The sequence below is a fragment of the Dorea formicigenerans genome (genome assembly GCF_025150245.1).
Lineage (GTDB): Bacteria > Bacillota > Clostridia > Lachnospirales > Lachnospiraceae > Dorea > Dorea formicigenerans.
On record NZ_CP102279.1, the window covers coordinates 3,047,698 to 3,072,871 of the forward strand.

Here is a 25,174-nt window from a genome sequence, read left to right on the forward strand (position 1 = left end):
ACGTGTTTATTATATCACGCAGCAATCCCATGTCAAGGCTATTATCCCGACTTTTTCTCATCATATTACATCTATTTCTTCACTTTTTTTACAAAATTTTACAATCAATTGTTACAAAAGTATTACATTTATAAATTAAAAGTTGACAAATGGAACATTTTCTATTATTCTAATTATAGTAACAATTATCATTATCAAGGAGGTTATCGCATGGCTACATTGAAATACAGCAGACAGCGAGCATCCATTAAAGAATATCTCGATCATACAACTGAGCATCCAACTGCTGATACTGTATATCTTCATGTAAGAGAAGAATTCCCCCGTATCAGTCTTGGAACTGTTTACCGGAATCTGAATCTGCTTGCTGACATGGGCGAAGCAATTAAGATTACCACTCCTGACGGTGGGGACCGATTTGATGGCAATACTCACCCACACTATCACGTTGTATGCACTTGTTGCAACCGGGTATTTGATCTGCATATCGACGAAGCTCACATCAATACCATGAATAAACTGGCCGAGGAGCATTTTGATGGCACGATTGATTCACATGCAACATTATTCTATGGAACTTGTCAAGACTGTCTCACACAGAAAACATCCCGTGAGTCATAACAAACTTGTCAATCTATTTTATCAAAAAGATAAATTTAATAAAAAATATTATTGACAATGACAAGTAATTATGCTATCTTAATATCAGTAACAATTACTAATATTGATTTAGAGCTTTAAAAATAAATTCATTTACAAAAATTGCAAACGAAGCTCTGAATCATAAAACTAACTTGAACAACAAAAAATTTTAATAAAAAGAAAAGGAGATTATCATTATGAAAAAATTTGTATGTACAGTATGTGGATATGTTTACGAAGGAGAGGCTGCACCAGCTGAATGTCCAGTCTGTCACGCACCAGCTTCTAAGTTCAAAGAGCAGTCAGCCGATAGAACATGGGCTGCTGAGCATGTAGTAGGCGTTGCACAGGGCGTAAGCGAGGATATCTTAGAGGATCTTCGTGCAAACTTCGCAGGAGAGTGTTCCGAGGTAGGAATGTACCTGGCAATGGCAAGAGTTGCACACAGAGAAGGATACCCAGAGATTGGTTTATACTGGGAGAAAGCTGCTTATGAAGAAGCTGAGCACGCTGCAAAATTCGCTGAATTACTTGGTGAAGTTGTCACAGACAGCACAAAGAAAAACCTTGAGATGCGTGTAGATGCTGAGCACGGTGCAACAGAAGGTAAATTCGACCTCGCAAGAAGAGCAAAAGAAGCTAACCTTGACGCAATCCATGACACAGTACATGAGATGGCAAGAGACGAGGCACGTCACGGAAAAGCATTCGAAGGCCTGCTTAAGAGATACTTTGGCTAAGCTACAAGCTGAGCAAGGATAAAAAGAAAGCTGGCAGGATGGGGAATTTATTCACCAGACTGTCAGCTTTTCTTTTTAGACTTATTGGGCGACAGCCCTACATGAGGAAGTAGCGCCAGCGGATTCCGAATGGCTCGGCGTAGCCTCGTTGACTTATACGGCGACAGCCGTCCATGAAATAGACCGCAGGTCTATGAATGGGCATGGTGCAGCCTTACAACCGCTCCACATCCACTTCATCTTTCTGCCGGATTTCATCCAGAACCCATCTTCCATCTTCACGGATAAATACCCAATACTCATAAAATGTTTCCGGAGATGTTTTCCCACGTACAACTTCTCCTGTATCGATATTTATATAATATCCAATCATTCTTCCATGAATCAGATAAATCACCCGATCGTGTTCTTCGCCTTCTTTATCAAAGGCAAATACCGGAGCCGCATTTAAAAATCTGACTCGTTCTTGTACTGGCTTTTCATGATTTACTTCCATCCAACCCAGTTTCGAATTCCAATTTTGAATAAGATTTTTGCTCAGGTATTTTTCCGCATAAGATGTATCCTGGCGCCTCCAACATTCCTGAATAACAAAATATGCATGCTTCACATATTTTTTCATCTTTTTCGGATTCCATTCTTCTCCTGGTTTTTCAAATGATTTCATAGAACGCAGGCTCTTTCGCTTTGCTTTTTGAATTCCATAATGAAACACTATCGTTCCGGCTCCGGCCATACAAATAAATGTGCCCCACCAGATAATCATTTCAACCGGTCCTCCACGTCTTCCGCCTTGCCCGTGATAATGACTATGCGATCCACTGCCCGAACTGCTTCCAGATCCGCCCCCGGATCCTCCACTGGAACCTCCGCCACCGGCCCGTGCATATCCTGTAACCGTAAAACACATGCAGCATATAACAATTAACAGTATTCTAAATATAACTTTATGTTTTTTCATTTTCTTCTCCATCAATCCATTCGAAACATTTTATTCTATTGTAACATAGTTATTATTGTTTAATCTCGCCTTTTGCATATAGTATTTAATACTATATATAAAAGAATAGATTACTACAAGATATTGACATCGAAAACGTTTTGTTTTATAATTAAATAGTTTGAAATTCAAACTATTTAATTTCAAGCATAAATGATTCTGGAAAGGATAAATATTATGAATACAAAATTAAAACATCTTCAAATTGGTGATCTGACTGCCAGACTCCCAATTATACAAGGTGGCATGGGCGTCGGTGTCAGCCTGAGTAAACTTGCCGGAGCTGTAGCAAAAGAAGGCGGAGTCGGCATCATTTCCACTGCCCAGATTGGTTATGACGAGGAAGGCTTCGAGAAAGATCAGGCAGGATGTAATCGTCTTGCTATACGAAAACATATTCAAAAAGCAAAAGAAATCGCCTGTGGCAACGGACTTATCGGAGTAAATATCATGGTGGCTCTAAAGCATTATGAAGAACACGTAAAAGAGGCCGTTGCCGCTGGTGCCGATGTCATTATCAGTGGTGCCGGACTACCGATGAAACTTCCGGCTCTTGTCAGTGAAACTTGCCGTACAAAGATTGCACCAATTGTATCGTCTAAAAGAGCATTACAGATTATTTTAAAACGCTGGGCACACAGATATGACAGAACCGCTGATTTTATTGTAATTGAAGGTCCAAAAGCAGGTGGACATCTTGGATTTTCTACGGAAGAACTTGTTGATATTAATTCTCTTAATTATGATGAAGAAATCAAAAATATAATTGAATGTAAAAAAGAGTATGAAAAACAATACAACAAAAAAATACCAGTCATTGTTGCCGGTGGTATCTTTGACTCAGCAGACATTGCCCACGCATTGGGACTTGGCGCAGATGGTGTTCAAATTGCAAGCCGTTTTGTTGCAACAGAAGAATGTGACGCATCAGATGCATATAAGCAAGCTTACATACATGCCAGAGAAGAGGATATTCAAATAATCCAAAGCCCAGTCGGAATGCCGGGCAGAGCACTTCGCAATGAGTTCATCAAGAATATAGAACAAGAGCGTCAGCCAATAAAAAAATGCTATAACTGCCTTGCCCAGTGCAATCCTGGCACTGTTCCTTATTGCATTACTCAGGCGCTGATCAATGCTGTAAAAGGTGATGTTGAAAATGGGCTTATCTTCTGCGGAAGCAATGTTGGCAGAATTCATCAAATGACTACCGTACATAATTTGATGGAAGAACTTACCGATTTTTCTTCACTTATTGAAAGTTAAGTCTCAAAGCAGGCATCTCCGCCAATGAGCGGAGATACCTGTTTTCATTATTTATTTTCTAACTGTTCAATTTTCTTCATTAATTCTCTAATTACTTGATCCTGCTCTTTGAGCCTATCATCCTGTTCTTTGAGCCTATCGTCCTGTTCTTTGAGCCTATCGTCCTGTTCTTTAAGTTTGTTAATTTGATCTTTAATTCTATCATCCTGTCCCTTAAGTATTTCTTCCTTCTGTTTTATATCTTCTTGCATCTCGTCAATCATTAACTGTGCCGTGTTCCGATCCATTTCTGCTAATTCTTTCGAGAACATTCCCATCACCTCTTCAATATTCTGACATATTTCATAGACTTGCTGATACATTTCCTTGAAATCCGGATATTTTTCAATAACCTTCAAAATAATATCCGGATCATCTGAACCCATAAATGCAAGCCATGCATCTCGTCTAGTTTCCAGTTGTATACCTATATTTTGCTGGTATTTTAAAAATATGTCAATAGAAATAAATAAATATTTTTGCAAAAGATTCAGTTGGATTCCTGTATTTGAATGTTGTTCAAAATAATGAATATATGTGTCCGGAAATTCATGAAACTCGGTTGGACTTTTTTCAAACAGAACAATCGTGTATACATCTTTTACATCAGTATAATTAAATTTCTTTCCTTTTTTACTTCGTACTTTTTTGTATTGACGTAACAACAAATCTGCTGAATAACATGCACTTCTTGCTCCTGGAAATTTATATCCGATTTTCTGAACTTCCAGATTTACAATACTTCCATCTTCCAACTCGACTACCATATCCATAATCACAAGCGTAGATTCGTCCGAAATCCGTGTTCCATCGTTCGGAAGCACTTCCTTAATATGTACCTGCTGCCCTATCCATAATGAAAGTAATTCTTCTACTCGTTCCGGCACTGTTTCCGGATTCAAGATTTCTTTACTAATAAAATCATACATAATTTTTACACCTTTTACTCCCGTGCAAAAATCCAGAAATTCCTTTCGGTACTTTTTTTTCCAGCTATAAAATTCTTGTTTTAATTTCGGTTTTGCTTCAATTTCAGCTAATACCTCTTGTCTGGTATGAATCATTGGAAAATACTGTCGTAATTTGTTGGTCATAGGCTATACCCTCCTTCAAAATTTTGTCATCTGTTCTTTCATATCGGGTATTTGTTTCAGAAATCGAAACACCGAGATGAACGCCTAACGGCTTTGGGAATATCTGGAGACTAGATCTTCTCCTAAGATGAACGTAGCATAACATATCTTATTCAAAAAATAAAGTGTATTTTACATTTAGTAAAAATAATTAATAATTCATTAATATATCAGTGATAAGATTCCCTTCCATCTGTTATAGTCTCTAGAGAGCTTTCGTATACGCAGGAAACTACATTTTCTGCGTATACGAAAAACAGCCTGAAAGTTTTCCTCTCAGACTGTTTCTTATTCTCTGCTATTTTTTGCTTTCCTCGCTGTTTTGACATGAAAATTATGTCTGCTGCACGGCTCCTTCATCTTCATCTGCTACAGCACAAATGCGTACATCACTACAAAGTGGCACAGGCTTCCTCCCATCACGAACAGATGAAAAATCTCATGGCTTCCGAAATTTTTATGCTTGCTGTTAAAAATCGGAAGTTTCAGTGCATAGATCACTCCGCCGACTGTATAAATGATTCCGCCTGCTAAAAGCCATCCAAATGCCGCCGGTGACAGGGAGTTGAGCAGCTGTGTAAATGCAAGTACACAAGTCCACCCCATTCCGATATAAAGTACGGAAGATACCCACTTCGGGCAAAATACCCAAAACGCCTTTATCAGAATTCCCGCAATTGCGAATCCCCATACAATTGCCAGTAGAATCCATCCCATACGTCCGCCGAGCACTAACAGACAAATTGGTGTATAACTTCCGGCAATCAGTACGCTGATCATCATATGGTCAATTTTCTTCAGAATCGTATTTACCTTCTTGGAAATGTTAAATGTATGGTATGTCGTGCTAGCTGCATAAAGCAGGATCAGACTTGCCGCATAAACTGCAATAGATACAAGATAAATCCTGCCAGGCTCATGAGCTGCTTTGATAAGCAACGGAATTGCTGCAAATATTGCCATCAGCATTCCAATAAAATGTGTGATCGCACTTCCCGGATCTTTTACATGTTCTTCTATTACTTTTGCCATAACTTACCCCTCCTGAAAATAATGTTATATTCTTCTTTCGTATTTCCATACATAGTTTCGATTACTACTTGTTCTTATATCAATATTATAACCGTTATTTTCAAAAAAGCAAGTCCTTAAATATTAAATATTTCAGCTCTATTCTCAATCAATTGTAACTTCTCTTTCCTTTTCATATGCTTAATCGCATACTCCCGGCTCATTGCCTCTTCCTTCGTGGCAAATGTTTCCGAATACACCAGTTTCACCGGCAGACGGCTCTTCGTATATTTCGCTCCTTTTCCCGCATTTTGAGCCTGTATTCTTTTTTCCAGATTGTTCGTCCAGCCAGTGTAGAGACTACCGTCCCCACACTCCACAATATATGTATAATTCATGATTTCTCCTTTAATTGGGGACGTAGCAAGACTTCATTTTTACTACGTCCCCAATTATACACATTCTTTATCTTTTTGTCATATAATCTACAGGGTTTATTGGTGTTCCATCTTTTCGTAATTCCATATATACGTTGCATCCTTCCACGCTGTAATACTTTGTCGGCTGTCCGATATAGCCGAGAATGCTTTTTGCCTCTACCTGGTCGCCGACTTTTACTGGCACTTCTTTTAACTGTCCGTAAAGGACTTCGTAACCATTTCCAAGGTCTACGGTCACGGTTGTTCCTGTCTGTGCGGTCACATCAATGGATTTAATTATTCCCGGTGCACCGCACAGAACCTGGTCTCCTTCTGCTCCGCTGATAACCAATGCCGGATTATACTTGTATTGGTCTAGTGTCGCGAAGTAAACTGTTTTGTCCATGCTGTAATTCATAAGCACCGTGCCGCTTACAGGCCAGATCATCTTGCTGTCGCTTGTAAAGTTTGCGGAAGATGCACTGCCCGCTGTCCTTGCCGCCTGCTGACTTCCGTTAGTCTGACTGTTGCCGTCCTGGTTGCCATTATTTCCGGATCCATCTGTGTTTCCGGCTGTTGCAGCATTTTTGCTTGCAGTCCCTGCCGTTCCTGCACCAGATCCACTCTTTTGGGCTTTTCCACCGGTTCCGGCTCCATCCGTGCCTGACTCGGAAGCACTGTCTTTCTGTGCATTTCCACTTGCTTCCTGACTAGCTTCCTCCAGTGCTTTCTTCTGTTCCTCCAGTTGTGCTTTTGCGAGCTCCCCTTCTTTTTTCACTGTCTTGTAATCCCGCATTGTGTATGTTCCAACAATTGCTATGGCTGCCACAAAGCACAGAACTGCCGCCAGTGTCGCCTTACGATTTCTCTTTTGCTTCTGCCTTGGCGTCATTTTTTTCGGACCGGCATGTTCTTTGCCGCGATCCATCTTATTATTATCGTTCATTTTCATCACCACCTCTGACTCTATTCTTGCCAGATTGTAGTGGTACTATACAAACTACATATAAAATATTGTCTTTGACTTTTTCTAGCCTTTCTTATATGGAAATTTCAAGAATGCCTCGACTTTTTGTACAATACTATTATGACTTTACAAATTTTGCTACTCTCCTGCTCCGTCTTCCACCTGCACGATCTCCACGCCTTCTTTCAGTTCTGTCCCTTCGAAGAAATGTGCCAGTATCTCTTCCATGCTTTTTCCTTCTTTTGCCATTTGATTTGCCGTGTACTGGCTTAAGCCCAGTCCATGCCCGATACCCCGGGTCGTGATCCGCAGCTTTCCGTCATATTTCTGAAAAGAAAAGCAGCTTGATGCGAGATGATAATTGGTTCGGAATTCTTCTCCACTCACGGTGTCATTTCCAACCCGGACGCTAAGTACATATCCTGCAGTGTCTACCCCAGTCACTTCTGCATCCATATCATCTATAGTAATTGTCTGAATTTGTTCTTTCGACTCAATATCTAGCGGACAGTCCACAATCTTCAGATACGGATAATCTTCGCTCCCCAGCGCCTCCCGTCCATCCCTTGTACTTCCATTACTGAGTCTGCAAAATGGTGTCTTTGCCAGCGCATTTTCATAAGTCAGCACCTGTCCGTTGGTCTCCTCCCATGCATGCTCAAGCCGCTTATAATACTTGGAATATTGATCTGCTCCCCAGGAATCCTGCATATCTTTCTTTGTCCAGTATCTCTCTTCTAATATAGTATCTGCCCCTGCGCCAAGCGCCAGACATACCTGGGTCCGCACAAGAACTGCCTGGGTTTTTAAAGCTTCCTCCTCATAAACCGCAGGGATTTCTCTGGCCATAATTCCAATACAGTATTCACTGAGCGGCATCTGAATTTTATCCACATTTTCAGCATTAGAATCTTCCTGTTTTCCACCATCACTGCCGGACTTTTCCCCATCTGCCTTCACATTTACCATAGTCTCGTCCACTCTGGAAGCTCCATAAGCTCCCGGTCCGCTTAAGAACACGGTGATAATATAGGGCAGCAATATAATGATCAGAAGATAGCACCCCAGTTTCTTTAATCTATACTTCAAATATGCAAATCTCATATAAAAAACGCCCTCCCATATAAAATATGAGAAGACGTTCTTTTTTATTCTTCAAGAATGCCTTTGCATTGTTTCTGCATGAACTAAACTTCTACTGTCACTTTATCCAGATGCCAGATATCATCCACATACTCCTGAATCGTTCTGTCAGATGAGAATTTTCCACAGCTTGCAGTATTCAGAAGTGCCATCTTAGCCCATCTGTCTTTGTCGCGATAAGCTTCTTCAACCTTCTTCTGTGTATCCGCATAAGAACGGAAATCCTTCAGAATGAAATACGTATCGGCTTTGCTTCCACCTTGAGCTGTCAGAAGTGAATTATACAGGTCACGGTACATTTCCTTATCACCTTGTGAATATGTTCCATCCACAAGCTGGTTCACAACGCGTCGGATATCGGCATCACTATTGTAGATATCCATCGGATTGTAGCCGCCATTGTTCTCGTAATTGATGACCTCGTCAGAGCTGAGTCCGAAGATAAATGCATTCTCTGCACCAACTTCTTCAACAATCTCCACATTTGCTCCATCCATCGTTCCAAGTGTCGGTGCGCCGTTGAGCATGAACTTCATATTACCGGTTCCTGATGCCTCTTTGGAAGCTGTGGAAATCTGCTCGCTTACATCAGCTGCTGCGAAGATGATCTCAGCATTTGACACACGATAATCTTCGATGAATACAACTTTCAGTTTGCCGTTGATACTGCGGTCGTTGTTGACTACATCCGCAACGGAATTGATCAGTTTGATGATCTGTTTTGCACGGATATATCCTGCGGAAGCTTTTGCTCCGAAGATAAATGTTCTCGGATAGAAGCTTATTTCCGGATGTTCCTTGATCTCGTTGTACAAATACATCACATGTAAAATGTTAAGAAACTGTCTCTTGTACTCGTGCAGTCTCTTGACCTGTACATCGAAGATAGATCTTGGATCCACTTCAATGCCATTGTGCTCTTTAATGTATTTTGCCAGGCGGACTTTATTCTCATACTTGATGCTCATAAATTCCTTCAGAGCTTCCTCATCGTCCACCCATTTTTTCAATCCTGACATCAGAGACAGATCTGTGATCCAGTCCTTTGTTCCAAGCTTATCTGTTACCCAGTCAGCCAGCAGCGGATTTCCATGCATCAGGAAACGTCTCTGCGTAATTCCGTTTGTCTTATTATTGAATTTCTGCGGCATCATTTCGTAGAAATCACGAAGCTCCTGTTTTTTCAGGATTTCTGTATGAAGTCTTGCAACTCCATTGACAGAGTATCCGGCTACGATTGCAAGATGAGCCATCTTTACCTGACCATCTCTTAAAATCTGCATCTTTGCTACTTTCTCTTCATTTCCCGGATACATCTCACGGATCTTAGCCACAAAGCGGCGGTCAATCTCCTGGATGATCTGGTATACACGAGGAAGCAGCCTGGAGAACAAATCGATTGGCCATTTTTCCAGAGCCTCTTCCATGATGGTGTGGTTCGTGTAAGCGCAGGTCTTTGTTGTGATCTCCCATGCCTCATCCCAGCCAAGTCCTTCCTCATCAAGAAGAAGTCTCATAAGCTCGGCAACTGCTACCGTCGGATGTGTATCATTCATCTGAATCGTCATCTTCTCCGGCAGTTTATGGATATCATCATGGTTCTTTTTATATTTTTCAAGCGCAGCCTGAAGACTGGCAGATACGAAGAAATACTGCTGTTTCAGTCTCAGTTCCTTTCCTGCATAGTGGTTATCGTTCGGGTACAGGACCTCTACGATCGTTTTTGCCAGATTCTGCTGCTCTACCGCTTTGTGATAGTCACCGCGATCAAATGAATCTAACTGGAAATCTACGATTGGTTCTGCGTCCCAGATACGAAGTGTATTTACAATATGATTATCATATCCTACGATCGGATAATCATACGGAACTGCCAGAACAGACTCATAATTCTCCTGTTTAAAACGGATATCTCCGGTCTTATCATCGTACTCTACACGGATATTTCCACCGAAACGTACTTCCTTTGCATACTCCGGTCTGCGAAGTTCGAATGGATTGCCGTTCTTCAGCCAGTTATCCGGTTTTTCTTCCTGATAGCCATCTTTGATCTTCTGCTTGAACATACCATAACGGTAGCGGATACCACAGCCGTAAGCTGCATAGCCAAGAGATGCCAGTGAATCCAAGAAACATGCAGCGAGACGACCAAGTCCGCCATTTCCAAGTGCCGGGTCCGGCTCCTGATCCTCAAGTTCATTCAGGTTCAGACCCATTTCTTCCAGAGCCTCTTTCACCTCTTTATATGCCGTCATATTGATCAGGTTATTGCCAAGAGCTCTTCCAAGCAGGAACTCCATGGACATGTAATACACGATTTTCGGATCATCTTTCTCGTACTGCTTCTGAGTTGCGATCCAGTCATCGATAATTGCATCTTTTACGACATAGGAAACTGCCTGATAAAGCTCCTGCTGAGATACTTCGTCTACAGTTTTTCGGAACAGTTGCTTAACATTCTGTTCTACTTCTTTCTTAAACGCTTTTTTTTCAAATCTCGGATTAATCATATTGTTTTGATCCTTTCTTGCTCTTGTTTCAGGAAATGTAAGATAAAAGAACAGGTCTGCCGGAGCAGACCTGTTCACATCTGTTATTGCTTCTCTACTCCAAGAGTTACTGCCTCACCATTGATCTTCCACTCTTTCACATAACCTGCAGGTGGCGCTTTTTTCACCTCCAGAGCCAGTGTCTCAGCTCCGATCTCATCAGCATTTTTCGCAAATACAGTTTCTGCCTTCTCACTTCCTTCATATGTGATCACGATCTTATCCATGACCTCGAAATCAGCTTCCTTACGCATCGTCTGTACTTTGCTGATGATCTCACGCACGAATCCCTCTTCCAGAAGTTCCTCGGATAAGTTCGTATCAAGAACAACTGTGATTCCGTTGTCATCCTCAGATACATATCCTTCCATCTGTGCAGTATCGATCAGAAGATCTTCACGGTTCAGGACTACTTCTTCACCATTTACCTCAAATCTCAGGCAACCATTTGCATTCAGCTCATCCATAGCAGCATTTCCATCCAGTCCGCTGAGTACATTTTTGATTCCCCCTAACAGTTTACCATATTTTGGTCCGACTGTCTTTAGCTGAGGTTTAAAAGAATAGGACGTAAAGTCACGTACTTCTTGTGTAAATGTTACATTTTTCACATTCAATTCATCGGCAACGATGGCATCAAAGAACTCGGAAAGCTCAAAATCAGCTTTGACATACATCTGTCCGATCGGCTGACGGTTCTTGATATTTGCAGTATTTCTGCAGGCACGTCCCATAACAACCAGTTTCAGAACACGGTCCATATTCTCCTCAAGCTCTTTGTCGATGTGTGCTTCATTTACCTTCGGGAAATCACACAGGTGGATACTCTCAGGAGCATTTGCATCAATACTTCTTACGAGGTTCTGGTAAATGTCTTCTGTCATGAACGGAATCATCGGAGCTGCAGTCTTGCAGATCTCTACCAGTGCTGTGTAAAGTGTCATGTAAGCATTGATCTTATCCTGCTCCATGCCCTTTGCCCAGAAACGCTCACGGCTGCGTCTTACATACCAGTTACTCATATCATCAACAAAGCTCTGAAGTGCCTTTGCAGCCTCCGGGATCTTGTAGTTTGCCAGATCCTCATCTACTGCTTTAATCGCAGAGTTGAGCTTTGACAGAAGCCATTTGTCCATGACAGACAGCTTCTCATACTCTAATGTATATTTTGTTGCATCAAATTCATCAATATTCGCATACAGTACAAAGAATGCATAAGTATTCCACAGAGTTCCCATGAACTTACGCTGTCCCTCTGTCACTGCTTTTCCGTGGAAACGGTTCGGCAGCCACGGCGCACTGTTAATGTAGAAATACCAGCGGATCGCATCTGCTCCATATTTCTCCAGTGCATCGAACGGATCGACCGCATTTCCCTTGGACTTACTCATCTTCTGGCCATTCTCATCCTGAACATGTCCAAGAACAATAACGTTCTTATAAGGAGCTTTGTTGAAGATCAGAGTTGAAATCGCAAGCAGTGAGTAGAACCATCCACGAGTCTGGTCTACCGCCTCTGAGATGAAATCTGCCGGGAAATGTTTCTCGAACAGTTCCTGATTCTCAAATGGATAGTGATACTGTGCAAATGGCATGGATCCACTGTCGAACCAGCAGTCGATCACTTCTGGTACACGGTGCATCTCTTTTCCACATTTCGGACACTTGATCGTCACATTATCAATATATGGGCGGTGAAGCTCGATCTCATCCGGGCAGTTATCAGACATAGATTTCAGCTCTTCAATACTTCCGATCGAATGCTGGCATCCACACTCACACTCCCAGATATTCAGAGGAGTTCCCCAGTAACGGTTACGGCTGATGCCCCAGTCCTGAACATTTTCAAGCCAGTCACCAAAACGTCCTTTACCGATACTCTCCGGAATCCAGTTGATCGTATTATTATTCGCGATCAGATCATCCTTTACTGCTGTCATCTTAATGAACCATGACTCACGAGCGTAGTAAATAAGCGGCGTGTCACATCTCCAGCAGTGTGGATAGCTGTGCTCGAACTTCGGTGCATCGAAAAGAAGTCCTCGTCCGTCCAAGTCTTTTAACACTTCCGGGTCTGCCTTCTTCACGAATAATCCGGCGAATGGAGTTGTCTTGCCCATCTCACCTTTTTCATCTACTAACTGAACAAATGGCATGTCATATTTACGTCCGACTTTCGCATCGTCCTCACCAAATGCAGGAGCGATATGAACAACTCCGGTACCATCTGTCAATGTTACATAAGTATCACATGTTACATAAAATGCTTTTTTATTCTGCTTTGCGGCGCAGTCATAAGCACACTGATAAAGCGGCTCATACTCTTTGTACTCAAGATCCTGACCTTTGTATGTCTCAAGAACTTCATAAGCCTTTACACCATTCTCCTCATCGCCAAGTTTACCAAGAACCGTATCAAGAAGGGCAACAGCCATGTAGTAAGTATATCCGTCAGCAGCTTTTACCTTCGCATAATCCTCTTCCGGATTTACACAAAGTGCAATGTTAGATGGCAGAGTCCATGGAGTTGTTGTCCATGCAAGAATATATGCGTCCTCGTCTTTAACTTTAAAACGAACGATCGCTGAACGCTCTTTTACGTCTTTGTATCCCTGAGCCACTTCCTGTGCAGACAGCGGAGTTCCACAACGCGGACAGTAAGGCACGATCTTAAATCCTTTATAAAGAAGTCCTTTATCCCAGATCTTCTTCAGTGCCCACCACTCAGACTCAATAAATGTGTTGTGATAAGTAACATACGGATCATCCATATCAGCCCAGAAACCTACAGTATTAGAGAAATCCTCCCACATACCTTTGTATTTCCACACACTCTCTTTACACTTTTTGATAAATGGCTCAACACCATATTTTTCAATCTGATCCTTTCCGTCAAGACCAAGAGCCTTCTCAACCTCCAGCTCGACCGGCAGTCCGTGAGTATCCCATCCGGCCTTTCTCGGAACTTCATACCCCTTCATAGTACGGTAACGAGGAATCATATCCTTGATAACACGTGTCAAAACATGGCCGATATGCGGTTTACCATTCGCAGTCGGCGGTCCATCATAAAACATATACTGTGGACAGCCCTCACGGTCCTCCATACTCTTCTCAAAAATGTGATTGTCTTCCCAGAATTTCTCCGTTTCCTTCTCCCGGTCAACAAAATTCATGTCTGTTGAAACCTTCTTATACATAATATCCTCCTTGTTGGGGACGTAGCATTTTGCCAAAGTACCACGTCCCAATCATTGATTAAGGGTGTCCCTTTTTGCATTTTGCGGTGTCCCTTTTTTACCATTAAACATAACTTATTGTAAAGATATTACTTTCTTATACAATAAAACAGGCTCCCGTCCTGATTAGGACGAAAGCCTTATACTTACGTTTATAAACCACCTAAACATACTGACATATGCTTTCCCTGTAACGGTGGAACTCCGTCAGGTCTTACTGAATTCTGTTCCTTATGCCTGTGCAGATGCCCTGGCTCATATCACAGATCGTTCAAACTCTGAAACTCGGAAGTGATCTTCAATTATATCTTACTTGTACCGGATTCCCACCATCGCCGGTTCTCTGTATCGTTGGGATATAACCTACTGTCTTCGTCAACGTCTTTAAAATATCTCATATACTTTTTTATTATACGAGTTTTATCACAGATTCGTCAAGGGGTTAAGCCCCTTTTTACATGCAAAGTTTCTATGGACCAGAGTATTGTCAGCCAGCGTGAGATTAACGTAGATACAGAAAGTTATGTAACGGCTCTTCGTGCTTCCCTGCTTACAGCAGAAACTGCATTGGCATACGCAACTAATCCGGAGATGTTGAAAAGAAAAATGTAGGTTGTGCACGATCATCACCTGTCCGGGCGGGCTTTTGGAACTATGCTCACCACAAACACACTAAAAAAGGTCCACCGGACCTTTTTGTCGTATGCTTGGCAACAAAAAAATGAGGACATAAGTAATTGTACCGCAAAACTTATATCCTCATTTTTCTATTTTATTTCTGCTATTTTATTTTCTGGTTTTTACTGTCCCTTTTCTTCACATTTCTTGTTGGCTGGATTTCTTACTCAAGTTCCTGGATTGCCTCAATTATCTTGTGATACTCTGCTGTTACCTTGCTCATATAATCTGAAATGTTCGGATTACCTGGAACTGCAGTGTCTTCATTTCTCAATTCCTCTGTAAGCTGGCTGCTCACCTGATAAAGGCTTGTCAGTGACAGGTTCTGGCAGACACCCTTCAGTGTATGGGCTGCACGGAATGCTTCTTTGTAATCACCCTCGCTTAATGTTCTCTCAAGATCAGCGTAGCTCTTATCATCCAGAAATTTCAGGAGAAACTTTCTCACAAGCTTCTCACCCATCAGACGTCTTACTACATCATCATAATCACCGCCGATTTTCTCGTATACTTCTTTTAACTCCATTTTGACCTTTCCCCAATTCAAATACTGTACCTTACTATGTATTCGCAACTGTGTTTTACTGTTTCTTTCTCTTATTAGTTTTTCTCTTATTACTCTTTTTTCTTATGCGGAACACCGTAGCTATAAATGTTATGATCAATATTACTAAAAGAATGCTCAGCCCCAGAATAACTTTTCCTTTTGTTGTTCCAAGTGACAGGTGTTTCCCGGATTTAGTCTGTTTTTTACTGTTGTCATGTCCACTGGATTTGCTTTCGTCCTGAGTACTGTCTGTATGCGCTTTCAAATAGGATTTGCTAAGCTTCACCTTTGCAGTTCCAAGTTCATGACCATCGTAACTGTATGTCACAATTCCTGTGCTGCTATCTTCTGTATCCTGCGTGATTTTCTGATCCAAAGCTGTAAAATCCACACCATTTGGCAACATCACATAATTCGGTTCACTCTGCCCGTCTTCTGTCAGAAATGTTTCAATATCCTCAGATTTCTCCTGGGTTGTCACATCTACTTTTGTGAAATTATTAAATGCATATTCAAATAAATTCGTGGTGTCCGGATATATGTTCTTTCCGTGAGTCCTCAGTACCACACATACCAACTGAGTCTGCCCATTGTCCGCCATCGTAATCAGCGTTGACAACGCATCTGATGTATAACCAGTCTTTCCACCTATTGTATATGGATAATAATTGGAATTCGACGGCTGAAGCATTTTATGCTTTTGATGGAAAACGTGTTCTTCCGTCGTCTCGCTGGCTGGAATTGTATAATTGAGAGTCTGTACAATCTGGAAAAATTCCGGATGTTTGAACAACTCCCGTCCAATCAGCGCCATATCTCTTGCACATGTGTAATGATTCGGATCATGCAGTCCATTTGTATTAGCAAAATTGGAATTCTCACCGCCCAGTTCCTTGCATCGGCTGTTCATCTGCTCTATGAACCAGTTGTAATCATGACCGGCATTCACTCCGACACTCTCACCTATTGCATATGCTGCTTCATTGGCAGATGCCAGAAGCATCGCATGCATTGCCTGATCCAGTGTGATTACATTTCCCTCTTTTAATCCGACGGAAGAATCTCCTCTCTGTAAAAACGCTACGCTGTCGTGGCTGAATGTCACATTATCCGTCAGTTGTCCATTTTCCAGTGCTACAAGCGCCGTCAATACTTTCGTAATACTTGCCGGATATTCATGAGCATCTATATTCTTGGCATACAGGATTGCTCCCGTTCCGACTTCCATAACAATTCCGGCTTCTCCATAAGTCCCAGGTCCCTGCGGCCAGTCCTTATATCCATTCGATTCCACCGGCATATCATAGACCTGCTGCAATTCCTGAGCCTTTTGTTCTTCCGGTGTCAGTGCCTGCGCATCTGTACTCTGTGCGTCTATGGTCTGTGCATTCTCCGTAGCCGTTACCCCTGTCGCATATACACTCACCGCAGTATTGGCTGTAAACGTCACTGCCATAAGTGCCGTAAGCATCGCCGCGATGACTCGTTTGCCTGATATCATTGGCATTTCCTCCAGGTATTTTTCTTACTTAGTCTTTTTATTTTATCACATTTTTCTGCTGGATTCTATAATTATCTCCATAAAAAGACAAGATAATGACACGTATTTGCATTTTCCACAAGGATTGCTTATAATGAAAATATTTCATAACCTTGCACTGATAATAGGTAACGTTACATAAGGCACTTAAATCAAGAATAGGAGCATTTTTATGCATGTAGGAAAAAAATCACAAAAAAGAGAAAAATCTGTAATGTCAGTTTCTTTATATGGTAACGTAGTCTTTGTTGTAATCGAGCTGGTCATGGCAATTGCAACCGGCTCTCAGGCAGTCCTCCTGGACGCAGTCTACGATGGAGTGGAGTTTTTTATGCTGCTTCCGTCCGTGTTCCTGATTCCACTTTTATACCGCCCGTCAAATGAACAGCATCCATTTGGATATATGCAGCTGGAAACACTATTTGTTGTAGTAAAAGGCATCACCATGGCAGCCGTTACATTTGGACTGATTTTCAATAATATCCATCTGATGCTGCACGGCGGACACATTGTATCCTTTCATACAATTGCCGGATTTGAAATGTTCGCCTGTATTTTAAGCGTGATTGTCACAATTTATCTGCGAATTAAGAATAAAAACCTTCATTCTCCACTCATTACAATGGAGTTGCAAGGCTGGCAGATCGACTCCGTCATATCCCTCGGCATGGCATTCGCATTTTTACTGCCACTTATGATACCATTCGCATGGTTCGACCGCGTAACACCATATCTGGATCAAATCATTACGATCCTTCTGTCTGTTATTATGATCCAGACACCAGTACGCACAGTCATCACCGGAATCCGCGATCTCATGCTGATTCCACCAGAGGAAGAAACAATCGAAGACATCAAAAAGACCGTAGAACCAATCATCGGTATCTACGGCCACAAAAATCTATACTACGATATTGTAAGAACCGGAAGAAAACTCTGGATCAGCGTCTACATCACATTCGACAAAGATATCGTATCGCTGTCAAAATTCAAACACCTGCAAGATAAGTGCATCAAAGCACTGGCACAGAAATATCCAGATTTCTACTTCGAATTACTGCCAGATATCGAATTCACCGGAATTGAAGAAGAATAAAACACAATTCAAAAAGGGACAGGTTAAAGTGCAGTTGGGGACGGGGTTTTTTTGAAAAAACCCCGTCCCCAACTGGAAAAAGAAGGTTTTGTATACACAACATGTACAATAAGGATTCCAACTATATTAGCATTGGCGAAATGGCAAAGATCAATCGGACTACGATTCCGACTCTGAAGCTCTATGACTCTATGGGACTTCTCACGCCGTATTATGTGGACGAACACAGTCATATCGCTACTATATAAAGTAAAAAATCAAAGCGTCTGGCCTGGAGACGCTTGCTTTTATCTCTTATAAATGCTAAAATACAATAGCTGAGTTTCCTTAGTTAAATGGATATAACAAGCGTCTTCTAAGAAAAAGCCGAGGCAATCCCCAAATTGGGGAACGTTCTAATGTTACCAAATCGAAAAAATCTGTAGATTGACAACTCGAAATAGAGTTGATAATCTTATATATGGCCGAAGGGGAAAATCCCAGAAACCCAGTAAAATCAAGGGTTTGCGGCATGTGTCGTCATAGCTCAGCTGGATAGAGCACTCGCCTCCTAAGGGTCAGGTGGAGCAATCCCCTTTTGGAAGCGATTTATGAAATAAATTTGAAAATTGCTCCATTACAATTAAATAAGTCTCAGTACCTCAGTAGGATAGAGGGTTCGCCTCCTAAGCGAAACGTCGCAGGTTCGATTCCTGTCTGGGACGCCAGCAAACAACGCTGAAAGCCTTGATTTATCGAGGTTTTCAGCTTCTTTTGTTTTTTGGCTTATAACCTGTCGGATAAGAACATATTTAATTTATATTTTGCAATTTCTTTTGATTTTCAGAATTTGTAATTCGATATTTTTATGACTGTTTGAGTAGAAGAGTTTGCTAACACTTTTTTTATTTTGAAAAAATATCAGCAGATTTTTGAAGATTTGCTAACACTTTTGAAAAATTACTTTGAAGCTGATTGTTTCAAAAGCATTGCTTTCATCTCCGGCGTAAGTGATTTTAAAAGCTGTAAAAGCTCCATATCACTGTCTGATAAGCCGTTGTTTTCTGGCTGAACTTCCTCATTTTGTGGTTGCATTTCTGAATCATGGTTTAGAGTGGAATAAAATTGTTCGTCCATCTTTTGAGCATTGTAACGTCTATCTTCGTCTATGATTTCTGAATAAACGTCTGTAACCATTTCTGCTTCTGCATGACCTGTATCGCCTTGTACCGATTTTACATCGCCGTTGGTCATTTTCAATTTGTATCCTGTGGATAAATGACGCAGACTGTGGAAAACAACTTTTTCATAGCCATTTTGTTCGCATAACTTTTGAAATCTGTCTCTCACAATTCTACTTTCAACGGGATTTCCATTTTCCAAAGCTATAACAAGGTTGTAATTGTTATAAGCGTCTCCTAGAAATTCCTGTAATTCCTTTTGGTCTTTTTGATATTGCACCAGCAATTCTGCAACTGTCTTTGGCAACCATACGGTACGATTACTTGTTTCTGTCTTTGGTGTCTTTAATACAAGCCTTGTTGTGCAATGTGGCTTTTGTGTCGGAAAAATCTTGATAATATCTTTTTCCTTTAATTTCTGCATAGCTTGTGCATTTACTCTGGAAAGCTCTTTGTTGATGATTACCCTTGCGTTATTCGTTGCAATGGATTGTTCATCAATAATCACATCTTCCCATGTAAGACCTGTAATTTCTCCAATACGCATTGAGCAGGAAAACGCCAAATGCATACAGATGGTTAATAAATCGTCGTCTGACTGCTGAATTGCTTCACGGAATGTATCTACACTCCATACTTTTCTTTTTACCTTAGGAACTTTAGGAAGCGTTGCTAATGAAGCAGGGTTACGCTTGTTGGTATCAATATATTCCCAACGGATTGCTTGATTTAATGCACAGCGTATAATGTCGTGTATTTTCTTGATATTGGCAGGTTGTACGCAACGTCCAGTAGCTTTTCTGTTAGCTCTGGGTACTTCTGGAACACTCAATAAATCGTTGTAGTAGGCAGATAATTTCTTTGTGGTAATCTCATTTAACTTCCAATCCCCGATAAGTGGATTGATGTAATTTTCGATAGTACCGACCTTGCTACTAAATGTACTAGGCGACCATTTTGACGTACCATAGAGATTGACAAATATTTTTAAAAAGTCACAAAGCGTAATATCTTCATCGGTACTATCAAGTTCTTTTTTCGATTCATCAATCTGGCGTGCAAACTGTTCCTCTAAGGGAACAATCACATAACCATATTTTTCTTGATAATACTCAACAAATGCTTTTCTCTGCTTTGCTTCTTTCTTTGTCTCTAACGTATCCCATTTCTGTTTACGTTCTCCTGCATTGTCTAAATACCAGTAAATAACGGAAAATGTTGATTTTCTTTTTTTGATTGAAGCCATAATATATTCTCTCCTTAACAGTTAATTTTGATTTAACCATTTATCGAAAGAATCTTTAGATACCCGTATGGCTCTACCAGCACGAACATAAGCGAACTGTCCACTTTTAACCAATGCGTAAGCCACTTTTTTACTCACACATAATTGTTCTGCAATTTCCTCTACTGTATATGTCTTTTTATCCTTTTTGGGAGTTTCTGTATTTGATGTATCACTTATCACGAGTAATAATAACTCCTTTCCGTGTGATAACAGCAAAATACATACGTTTAACAAGGTCATTATAGCATATCAATAACTCTTGCGGATATGTTTTTTGCCGTTGCTAACACTTTTGCTAATACTTTTTATATGCAGACAAATGGCTTTGGCAAGCTCCACTGGTATCTCAACCATTCCCATTCCTGTGGGCTGAACCGTGTCATACGGGTGTATCATTATCCTGTGTTGCAGGTCATGGCAGAACGACTTTTCCAACGGTCGCTCCCAGATCATTGCATGAATCGCTATCTCCCGATTGGAAAAGTCACGGCGTACAATCTCTGATGGCTCACTGCAAGCACAAACGTATCTGTCTGCATTATTCAGTTGTCAAAGAACTATTAGGCTCTTGTCAGCCTGTATCAATCTGTTTTGTTAAATAGACTGATACAAAATGGCAAGCTAAGAAGTAAGCGGAACAGGAAAGAGGGAAGTGCTTATATGAAGCGTTCCGCAAATATTACCTATTCGATTTTTATGTCAAATTCCAATATCATTTTCATAATGGCTTCTCTGATACGACCTTTTAACTCCATATCCACAGCGATATATACATTTCCGTATTCATCATATAATGGGCGAATACAGCTTTTTGATATATATGGGTCATAGAAATCTAAGATTTTATCAATGGAAATTTTGTCACCGTCCATAGCCGATGAAATCACATAAAATGATGGCTTCTTATACGAACGTTTTTGTTTCAAATACTAATTTTCCTCCTCTAATGACTTTTTCATTTGTTTTAATGCATAGTGTCGGTTTTGAAATACACCACTTCGGGATATATTCTGCAATTTTGCAATTTCCGTATCACTCATATCCAAGAAATAGTACATAAGTACATTTTCACGGTAACGGTCAGATAATTGTTTAATGACTTTTGCCAGCTCATCGTCATATACATAAATGTCATGTCCACATATATTGAAAGTCGTGTAATCCGTTTTATATGTATCCCATATAGCAACTTTATCTATGATAATGTCGGGAAGCTCACAAAAGGGGATAGCTTCTGCTTGATTCTTTTTCAACTCTTTGTAATAATCTTTTACAACTCCGAAAACAGTTTTTTTTAAACAACTATCAAAACGACACATTACAGTTTTCTGGAAGTCAGATGGTTTCACGTTCTCACCTCCTCCCTGTGCTGTTTTGTATCTATCCCTCTTTCCACTCCATATAAGAAAAAAACAGGGCAGTTGCTAAGTGATTTGAAAAAATAATCGCTATTTTAGATAAAATTTATATTTGCCCTCAATATATAAGCCGATGAGAAAGGTAAAAATTATTCAATTCGATAAAAAACGACAAAAAAAGACCTGCACAGTTAATGTACAGGTTAAAGAAGTGATGATTTTTCATAAAATCAGTATTTAATTTTTGTTGCCATCGTATAAACGTATTCTTCTGGTGTAGGTCGTTTCTTTCCAAAATAACTTGAAAATTCAGCTTGCACATCTGGGTCATCGCTGTAATACATTTCATCAATGGTTGACTGAATACGTTCTTTTACTTCTGATACGGAAACACCCTGTTGATGTGCAATCGCTTTAAATACTTGTTTTGTATCACGTTTTTTGATACCCAACATCTAACCACAACCTTTCTGAATAAATTTATTTCCATTCGATAATATCACAAAAATATGAAAGAAAACACGAATAAAAATTTTGTATACTACTGATTAGTTTGCCACAAAGATAAATCATTCAATTTCTGATACCCATTTCTTTGCTTCGCCAGAACCATAGAGTATATCGTGATGATTAAAACAAAGTAAATATGAGTGATGTTGGTTTGTAATATAAAATTCAAAGCCAAAAGAATCTTCAAGTATTTTGTACAATTCCGTTCCGTTTGGAATTAAAAATGCATTTTTATCATCGGATTTATTGAAAAACATAATACACTCATTATCTTTCACATAGTTACATATCAGTGACCATGCATTTGAATTTTGATAACTTACATAATCCTTAAAACATTCCCATATGAATGTAGTATTCTTAGTACAATATTGCTTAATAATATTTGCCCGTAAATCATCAACATACACCAACGGCAATAGGTGTGATTTTAAATGATTATTTGTAATAGCTCTGTTTATTTCAGTTGCAATATATCCCATTCCATTATAAGTCCCCTTTCTATCACATTTTTTAGATTATCTTTAACGAAATCATATAAACGCTAATGAATTATTTTATTCATCACATATTAAATATGGCTCTTTACTCATTTTTTTATAAGACGGTTTCTCATAAAAATTTTTTCGTCTTCGGTTAATCATATCTACAACCATCTGTTGTGCAGATTCCTTTGAAGATAAGTGACATTGAATGTTTTCAATACAATAGTTATAAAATTGTTCACGCCATTCAATATAACAATCCCCAGAATAAAAACTGTCTTTTAATCTTTGCATATAATGTTCAAATACATCTTTTCCTTCTTCAAAATCTCCCTTTAGAAAACAAAGCATTGCCAGATGGTATAACTCCCAAAATCGTCTATATTCTGGAAGTTTATCAACTTGCTCCTGCAAACAAGATTTTGCATAGTCCATATCTGAAAATTTTCGATATTCGTCTACTTTTTCTAAAGCTTTTTTTGCCAGTTTCTCTATGCCATTCTGAAACGCCTCATCATCGTTTTTATATTCTACATAACCGACTCCGGTTCTAACTTGACACCCGTAGTTATATGATAACGATTCATTTAGACGTTCCGTAGATTCCCATAGAAACGAAACTCCTGCATTCAAGCTTGCTCCTTTTGAATAACCACTTGATGCAAATTCAACAAGAATCATATAGTATCCTTGGTCGTCTAACCAGCATCTTGAGCTTCCTATTTGAAAAAGATTTTCTGGTTCTAAAAATTTCTTAACTGTTGTTTTGATAATTTTATTATGTGGTAACATATAAATTCAGCTCCTTTTATGACATTGCTAATATTCTATATTTTTAAAAAAATCAAAAACTTCTTTATCTGACTAATCCTCAATATTAAACATTCTTTTTATAAATAGTCCCAATTCATAATCTGTTATTTTCATTGATATAATTTGAGCTTCTTCATCACTTGCTGGTACATATCCTTTGTTATCAGTAACCCATCTTTTTATCTTTAATTCATTACCAATCACTCTAATAAATATCGCTTGAAAATGTCTAGAAAATGCTATATACCCCTTATATTTTGTTTGTTTCCAGTAGTTACTTAATGCTTTCTCATCTACTTTGGGTGTTTTTTTTGCAATTTTTATTGCACGTATAACTGCATTTCCTAAATCATCGGAAGAACAATCTGGCATAACTTTTTCTGTTGGTTCAATCGAAATATGACAACCCATAGTTTTTTCAACTGCATTAGGTACAATTAAAAATCCAAAATCTTGATTATAAAATATTTGAACCATTGGTGGAATTTTTCTCTTGAATTTATCAAACAATCCCATAATTATAACTACCTCCATAATAGCGTGTTTATATATTTCTTAATTCATACTATATCATAACAAAATGCAGAATAGTATAGATAAAACAACAAATTACCATACTATTCTGCTGTAATATTTATCCTACAATCTTCCAGTTATCGTCCTTATGAAGCACAAGGTCATACTGTGAGATTTGTGTCATTTTCGACTTGTTATCCAGATACTTTACGGACACGCTGACTTTGAGGTTGTCGCAGTCTTTGGTAAAGACAGGATTTACCAGTTCTGAAAATACATAGTCGCCGGATACAGGAGCAAGCACACCGTCTTTGACATAGTAGGCAAGTTCCTTTTCCGTAGCTGTCGGGTACAGCTTAAAGAATGTTTCCAAGAAAGCGGTAGCGTCTTTGACTGAATCGGAGCTGACACTGACATCGGCTTCCTGTGCTTTCGGTTCATACTTTGATTTCTGCATTGCCGGAGCAAGGGTAGGATTCTGGGTAATGACCATTGCACCGTCCTTATCCACATGAACGGTTACAGTGTAATTTTCTGTAACTGCCTGTATCTGTTCTCCCTCTTTTACCTGCTGATCTACTTCGTAGGCAACGGTAAAATCGTCCGTTCCAGACTGTTCCACATTCCAGACCAGCACATTTGTAACAGTAGCACTGGTTGGTATGTCCGTTCTGATGGTATCGGCGTTCAAGTCCTGTAATTCTTTGGTAAGGTATTTACTGATTTCTGTTGTCCTTGCTTCAATGGCTTCCTTGCTGGTATCCCATGAGTAATAGGCTTTCGCAAAGTTCTTAACGAAATTCTCAATACCGTTGGTATCGTTCAATCTTAGCTGAATGATTTCTTTTTCATGTACCGTGTGGGTGTCAATGGCGGTAAAGTTCTTATACACACCAAAACTGGTGCTTGCCAGAAGCACCGCCCACAACAGCAGGACAGATTTCTTATGTGTCCCGACTTTCATGGTACGCACTTTCTTATTCTTAGGTGCTTTCTCTATTTTTTCTTTCTTCTTAAACATATTTCAAGTCCTTT

23 protein-coding genes, 1 tRNA gene and 1 pseudogene are annotated in these 25,174 nt (G+C 39.9%); 6 read left to right on the forward strand and 19 right to left on the reverse strand.

Features of this window, described 5'->3' with window-relative positions; genetic code table 11:
• The first annotated feature begins 210 nt into the window (after positions 1-210).
• Positions 211-621 carry a Fur family transcriptional regulator gene (locus NQ560_RS14835; protein WP_005334967.1) on the forward strand — a complete coding sequence of 137 codons (411 nt, stop codon included), beginning with the start codon at positions 211-213 and terminating at the stop codon, positions 619-621.
• 218 nt (positions 622-839) lie between these two features.
• Entirely contained in the window at positions 840-1,382 is a 543-nt protein-coding gene (locus NQ560_RS14840) for an NADH peroxidase (protein ID WP_005334966.1), read from the forward strand.
• 214 nt (positions 1,383-1,596) lie between these two features.
• On the opposite strand, the gene NQ560_RS14845 is transcribed toward NQ560_RS14840, so the two are convergent.
• Positions 1,597-2,343, reverse strand: a complete 747-nt coding sequence (locus tag NQ560_RS14845) for a Tim44 domain-containing protein (RefSeq protein ID WP_052302928.1) — start codon at positions 2,341-2,343, stop codon at positions 1,597-1,599.
• Between the two features lie 216 nt (positions 2,344-2,559).
• On the opposite strand from NQ560_RS14845, the gene NQ560_RS14850 reads away from it, so the two are divergent.
• The gene (locus tag NQ560_RS14850; RefSeq protein WP_040015618.1) at positions 2,560-3,648 is read left to right on the forward strand and encodes an NAD(P)H-dependent flavin oxidoreductase; all 1,089 of its coding nucleotides are present in this window, start codon (positions 2,560-2,562) and stop codon (positions 3,646-3,648) included.
• A 47-nt stretch (positions 3,649-3,695) separates the two neighbouring features.
• On the opposite strand, the gene NQ560_RS14855 is transcribed toward NQ560_RS14850, so the two are convergent.
• The 7 genes from NQ560_RS14855 to ileS form a co-directional block, all read right to left on the reverse strand.
• Positions 3,696-4,781 carry a PD-(D/E)XK nuclease family transposase gene (locus NQ560_RS14855; protein WP_005334959.1) on the reverse strand — a complete coding sequence of 362 codons (1,086 nt, stop codon included), beginning with the start codon at positions 4,779-4,781 and terminating at the stop codon, positions 3,696-3,698.
• A gap of 408 nt (positions 4,782-5,189) precedes the next feature.
• The gene (gene trhA, locus NQ560_RS14860) at positions 5,190-5,852 is read right to left on the reverse strand and encodes a PAQR family membrane homeostasis protein TrhA (RefSeq protein WP_005334953.1); all 663 of its coding nucleotides are present in this window, start codon (positions 5,850-5,852) and stop codon (positions 5,190-5,192) included.
• Positions 5,853-5,968: 116 nt separating this feature from the next.
• Positions 5,969-6,229, reverse strand: coding sequence for a GIY-YIG nuclease family protein (locus NQ560_RS14865; protein ID WP_005334952.1), 261 nt, complete (start codon positions 6,227-6,229; stop codon positions 5,969-5,971).
• Positions 6,230-6,296: 67 nt separating this feature from the next.
• A complete protein-coding gene (locus NQ560_RS14870; protein WP_233420484.1) occupies positions 6,297-7,196 on the reverse strand; it encodes a murein hydrolase activator EnvC family protein in 900 nt (299 codons plus the stop codon).
• A 159-nt stretch (positions 7,197-7,355) separates the two neighbouring features.
• Positions 7,356-8,321, reverse strand: coding sequence for a SpoIID/LytB domain-containing protein (locus tag NQ560_RS14875; protein WP_005334950.1), 966 nt, complete (start codon positions 8,319-8,321; stop codon positions 7,356-7,358).
• An 83-nt stretch (positions 8,322-8,404) separates the two neighbouring features.
• Positions 8,405-10,870, reverse strand: coding sequence for a glycogen/starch/alpha-glucan phosphorylase (locus NQ560_RS14880; protein WP_040015705.1), 2,466 nt, complete (start codon positions 10,868-10,870; stop codon positions 8,405-8,407).
• Between the two features lie 83 nt (positions 10,871-10,953).
• Positions 10,954-14,109 (reverse strand): isoleucine--tRNA ligase, encoded by a 3,156-nt coding sequence (gene ileS / locus NQ560_RS14885; protein ID WP_005334947.1) that lies wholly within the window; start codon positions 14,107-14,109, stop codon positions 10,954-10,956.
• Positions 14,110-14,622: 513 nt separating this feature from the next.
• On the opposite strand from ileS, the pseudogene NQ560_RS15905 reads away from it, so the two are divergent.
• Positions 14,623-14,697 (forward strand): annotated as a pseudogene (locus NQ560_RS15905) (type IV pilus twitching motility protein PilT); the annotation flags it as partial.
• A 292-nt stretch (positions 14,698-14,989) separates the two neighbouring features.
• On the opposite strand, the gene NQ560_RS14895 reads toward NQ560_RS15905, so the two are convergent.
• Positions 14,990-15,352, reverse strand: coding sequence for an Hpt domain-containing protein (locus NQ560_RS14895; RefSeq protein ID WP_005334944.1), 363 nt, complete (start codon positions 15,350-15,352; stop codon positions 14,990-14,992).
• A 55-nt stretch (positions 15,353-15,407) separates the two neighbouring features.
• Positions 15,408-16,874: a D-alanyl-D-alanine carboxypeptidase family protein gene (locus NQ560_RS14900; RefSeq protein ID WP_040015617.1), complete on the reverse strand. Its 1,467-nt coding sequence runs from the start codon at positions 16,872-16,874 to the stop codon at positions 15,408-15,410.
• Positions 16,875-17,085: 211 nt separating this feature from the next.
• Between NQ560_RS14900 and NQ560_RS14905 the strand changes: the two genes are divergently transcribed.
• Positions 17,086-18,009: a cation diffusion facilitator family transporter gene (locus tag NQ560_RS14905; protein WP_005334942.1), complete on the forward strand. Its 924-nt coding sequence runs from the start codon at positions 17,086-17,088 to the stop codon at positions 18,007-18,009.
• A 630-nt stretch (positions 18,010-18,639) separates the two neighbouring features.
• A tRNA-Arg gene (locus tag NQ560_RS14910) sits at positions 18,640-18,716 on the forward strand.
• Between the two features lie 232 nt (positions 18,717-18,948).
• On the opposite strand, the gene NQ560_RS14915 is transcribed toward NQ560_RS14910, so the two are convergent.
• The 9 genes from NQ560_RS14915 to NQ560_RS14955 form a co-directional block, all read right to left on the reverse strand.
• Entirely contained in the window at positions 18,949-20,415 is a 1,467-nt protein-coding gene (locus NQ560_RS14915; RefSeq protein WP_005334931.1) for a site-specific integrase, read from the reverse strand.
• 21 nt (positions 20,416-20,436) lie between these two features.
• Entirely contained in the window at positions 20,437-20,637 is a 201-nt protein-coding gene (locus NQ560_RS14920; RefSeq protein ID WP_233420483.1) for a helix-turn-helix domain-containing protein, read from the reverse strand.
• 503 nt (positions 20,638-21,140) lie between these two features.
• Entirely contained in the window at positions 21,141-21,329 is a 189-nt protein-coding gene (locus NQ560_RS14925) for a helix-turn-helix domain-containing protein (RefSeq protein WP_005334926.1), read from the reverse strand.
• A 57-nt stretch (positions 21,330-21,386) separates the two neighbouring features.
• Positions 21,387-21,806, reverse strand: coding sequence for a sigma factor-like helix-turn-helix DNA-binding protein (locus tag NQ560_RS14930; RefSeq protein WP_005334925.1), 420 nt, complete (start codon positions 21,804-21,806; stop codon positions 21,387-21,389).
• A 239-nt stretch (positions 21,807-22,045) separates the two neighbouring features.
• On the reverse strand, positions 22,046-22,270 hold the full coding sequence (locus NQ560_RS14935; RefSeq protein ID WP_005334915.1) for a sporulation initiation factor Spo0A C-terminal domain-containing protein: 225 nt from the start codon (positions 22,268-22,270) through the stop codon (positions 22,046-22,048).
• Positions 22,271-22,384: 114 nt separating this feature from the next.
• Positions 22,385-22,807 carry a DUF6756 family protein gene (locus NQ560_RS14940; protein WP_005334913.1) on the reverse strand — a complete coding sequence of 141 codons (423 nt, stop codon included), beginning with the start codon at positions 22,805-22,807 and terminating at the stop codon, positions 22,385-22,387.
• A gap of 75 nt (positions 22,808-22,882) precedes the next feature.
• Positions 22,883-23,602, reverse strand: coding sequence for a hypothetical protein (locus NQ560_RS14945; protein WP_005334911.1), 720 nt, complete (start codon positions 23,600-23,602; stop codon positions 22,883-22,885).
• A gap of 72 nt (positions 23,603-23,674) precedes the next feature.
• Complete coding sequence (locus NQ560_RS14950; protein WP_233420482.1) at positions 23,675-24,139, reverse strand: hypothetical protein; 465 nt, start codon at positions 24,137-24,139, stop codon at positions 23,675-23,677.
• Between the two features lie 118 nt (positions 24,140-24,257).
• Entirely contained in the window at positions 24,258-25,160 is a 903-nt protein-coding gene (locus tag NQ560_RS14955; protein ID WP_005334908.1) for a conjugal transfer protein, read from the reverse strand.
• Positions 25,161-25,174 lie beyond the last annotated feature (14 nt).

Coding starts and splice junctions, on each gene's coding strand:
- NQ560_RS14870 (WP_233420484.1), bottom strand. CDS start 7,196: ATGAACGATAATAATAAGATGGATCGCGGCAAAGAACATGCCGGTCCG.
- NQ560_RS14835 (WP_005334967.1), top strand. CDS start 211: ATGGCTACATTGAAATACAGCAGACAGCGAGCATCCATTAAAGAATAT.
- NQ560_RS14955 (WP_005334908.1), bottom strand. CDS start 25,160: ATGTTTAAGAAGAAAGAAAAAATAGAGAAAGCACCTAAGAATAAGAAA.
- NQ560_RS14940 (WP_005334913.1), bottom strand. CDS start 22,807: ATGGGATATATTGCAACTGAAATAAACAGAGCTATTACAAATAATCAT.
- NQ560_RS14855 (WP_005334959.1), bottom strand. CDS start 4,781: ATGACCAACAAATTACGACAGTATTTTCCAATGATTCATACCAGACAA.
- NQ560_RS14945 (WP_005334911.1), bottom strand. CDS start 23,602: ATGTTACCACATAATAAAATTATCAAAACAACAGTTAAGAAATTTTTA.
- NQ560_RS14925 (WP_005334926.1), bottom strand. CDS start 21,329: ATGGACGGTGACAAAATTTCCATTGATAAAATCTTAGATTTCTATGAC.
- ileS (WP_005334947.1), bottom strand. CDS start 14,109: ATGTATAAGAAGGTTTCAACAGACATGAATTTTGTTGACCGGGAGAAG.
- NQ560_RS14895 (WP_005334944.1), bottom strand. CDS start 15,352: ATGGAGTTAAAAGAAGTATACGAGAAAATCGGCGGTGATTATGATGAT.
- NQ560_RS14915 (WP_005334931.1), bottom strand. CDS start 20,415: ATGGCTTCAATCAAAAAAAGAAAATCAACATTTTCCGTTATTTACTGG.
- NQ560_RS14880 (WP_040015705.1), bottom strand. CDS start 10,870: ATGATTAATCCGAGATTTGAAAAAAAAGCGTTTAAGAAAGAAGTAGAA.
- NQ560_RS14875 (WP_005334950.1), bottom strand. CDS start 8,321: ATGAGATTTGCATATTTGAAGTATAGATTAAAGAAACTGGGGTGCTAT.
- trhA (WP_005334953.1), bottom strand. CDS start 5,852: ATGGCAAAAGTAATAGAAGAACATGTAAAAGATCCGGGAAGTGCGATC.
- NQ560_RS14845 (WP_052302928.1), bottom strand. CDS start 2,343: ATGAAAAAACATAAAGTTATATTTAGAATACTGTTAATTGTTATATGC.
- NQ560_RS14900 (WP_040015617.1), bottom strand. CDS start 16,874: ATGATATCAGGCAAACGAGTCATCGCGGCGATGCTTACGGCACTTATG.
- NQ560_RS14865 (WP_005334952.1), bottom strand. CDS start 6,229: ATGAATTATACATATATTGTGGAGTGTGGGGACGGTAGTCTCTACACT.
- NQ560_RS14905 (WP_005334942.1), top strand. CDS start 17,086: ATGCATGTAGGAAAAAAATCACAAAAAAGAGAAAAATCTGTAATGTCA.
- NQ560_RS14935 (WP_005334915.1), bottom strand. CDS start 22,270: ATGTTGGGTATCAAAAAACGTGATACAAAACAAGTATTTAAAGCGATT.
- NQ560_RS14950 (WP_233420482.1), bottom strand. CDS start 24,139: ATGGGATTGTTTGATAAATTCAAGAGAAAAATTCCACCAATGGTTCAA.
- NQ560_RS14840 (WP_005334966.1), top strand. CDS start 840: ATGAAAAAATTTGTATGTACAGTATGTGGATATGTTTACGAAGGAGAG.
- NQ560_RS14850 (WP_040015618.1), top strand. CDS start 2,560: ATGAATACAAAATTAAAACATCTTCAAATTGGTGATCTGACTGCCAGA.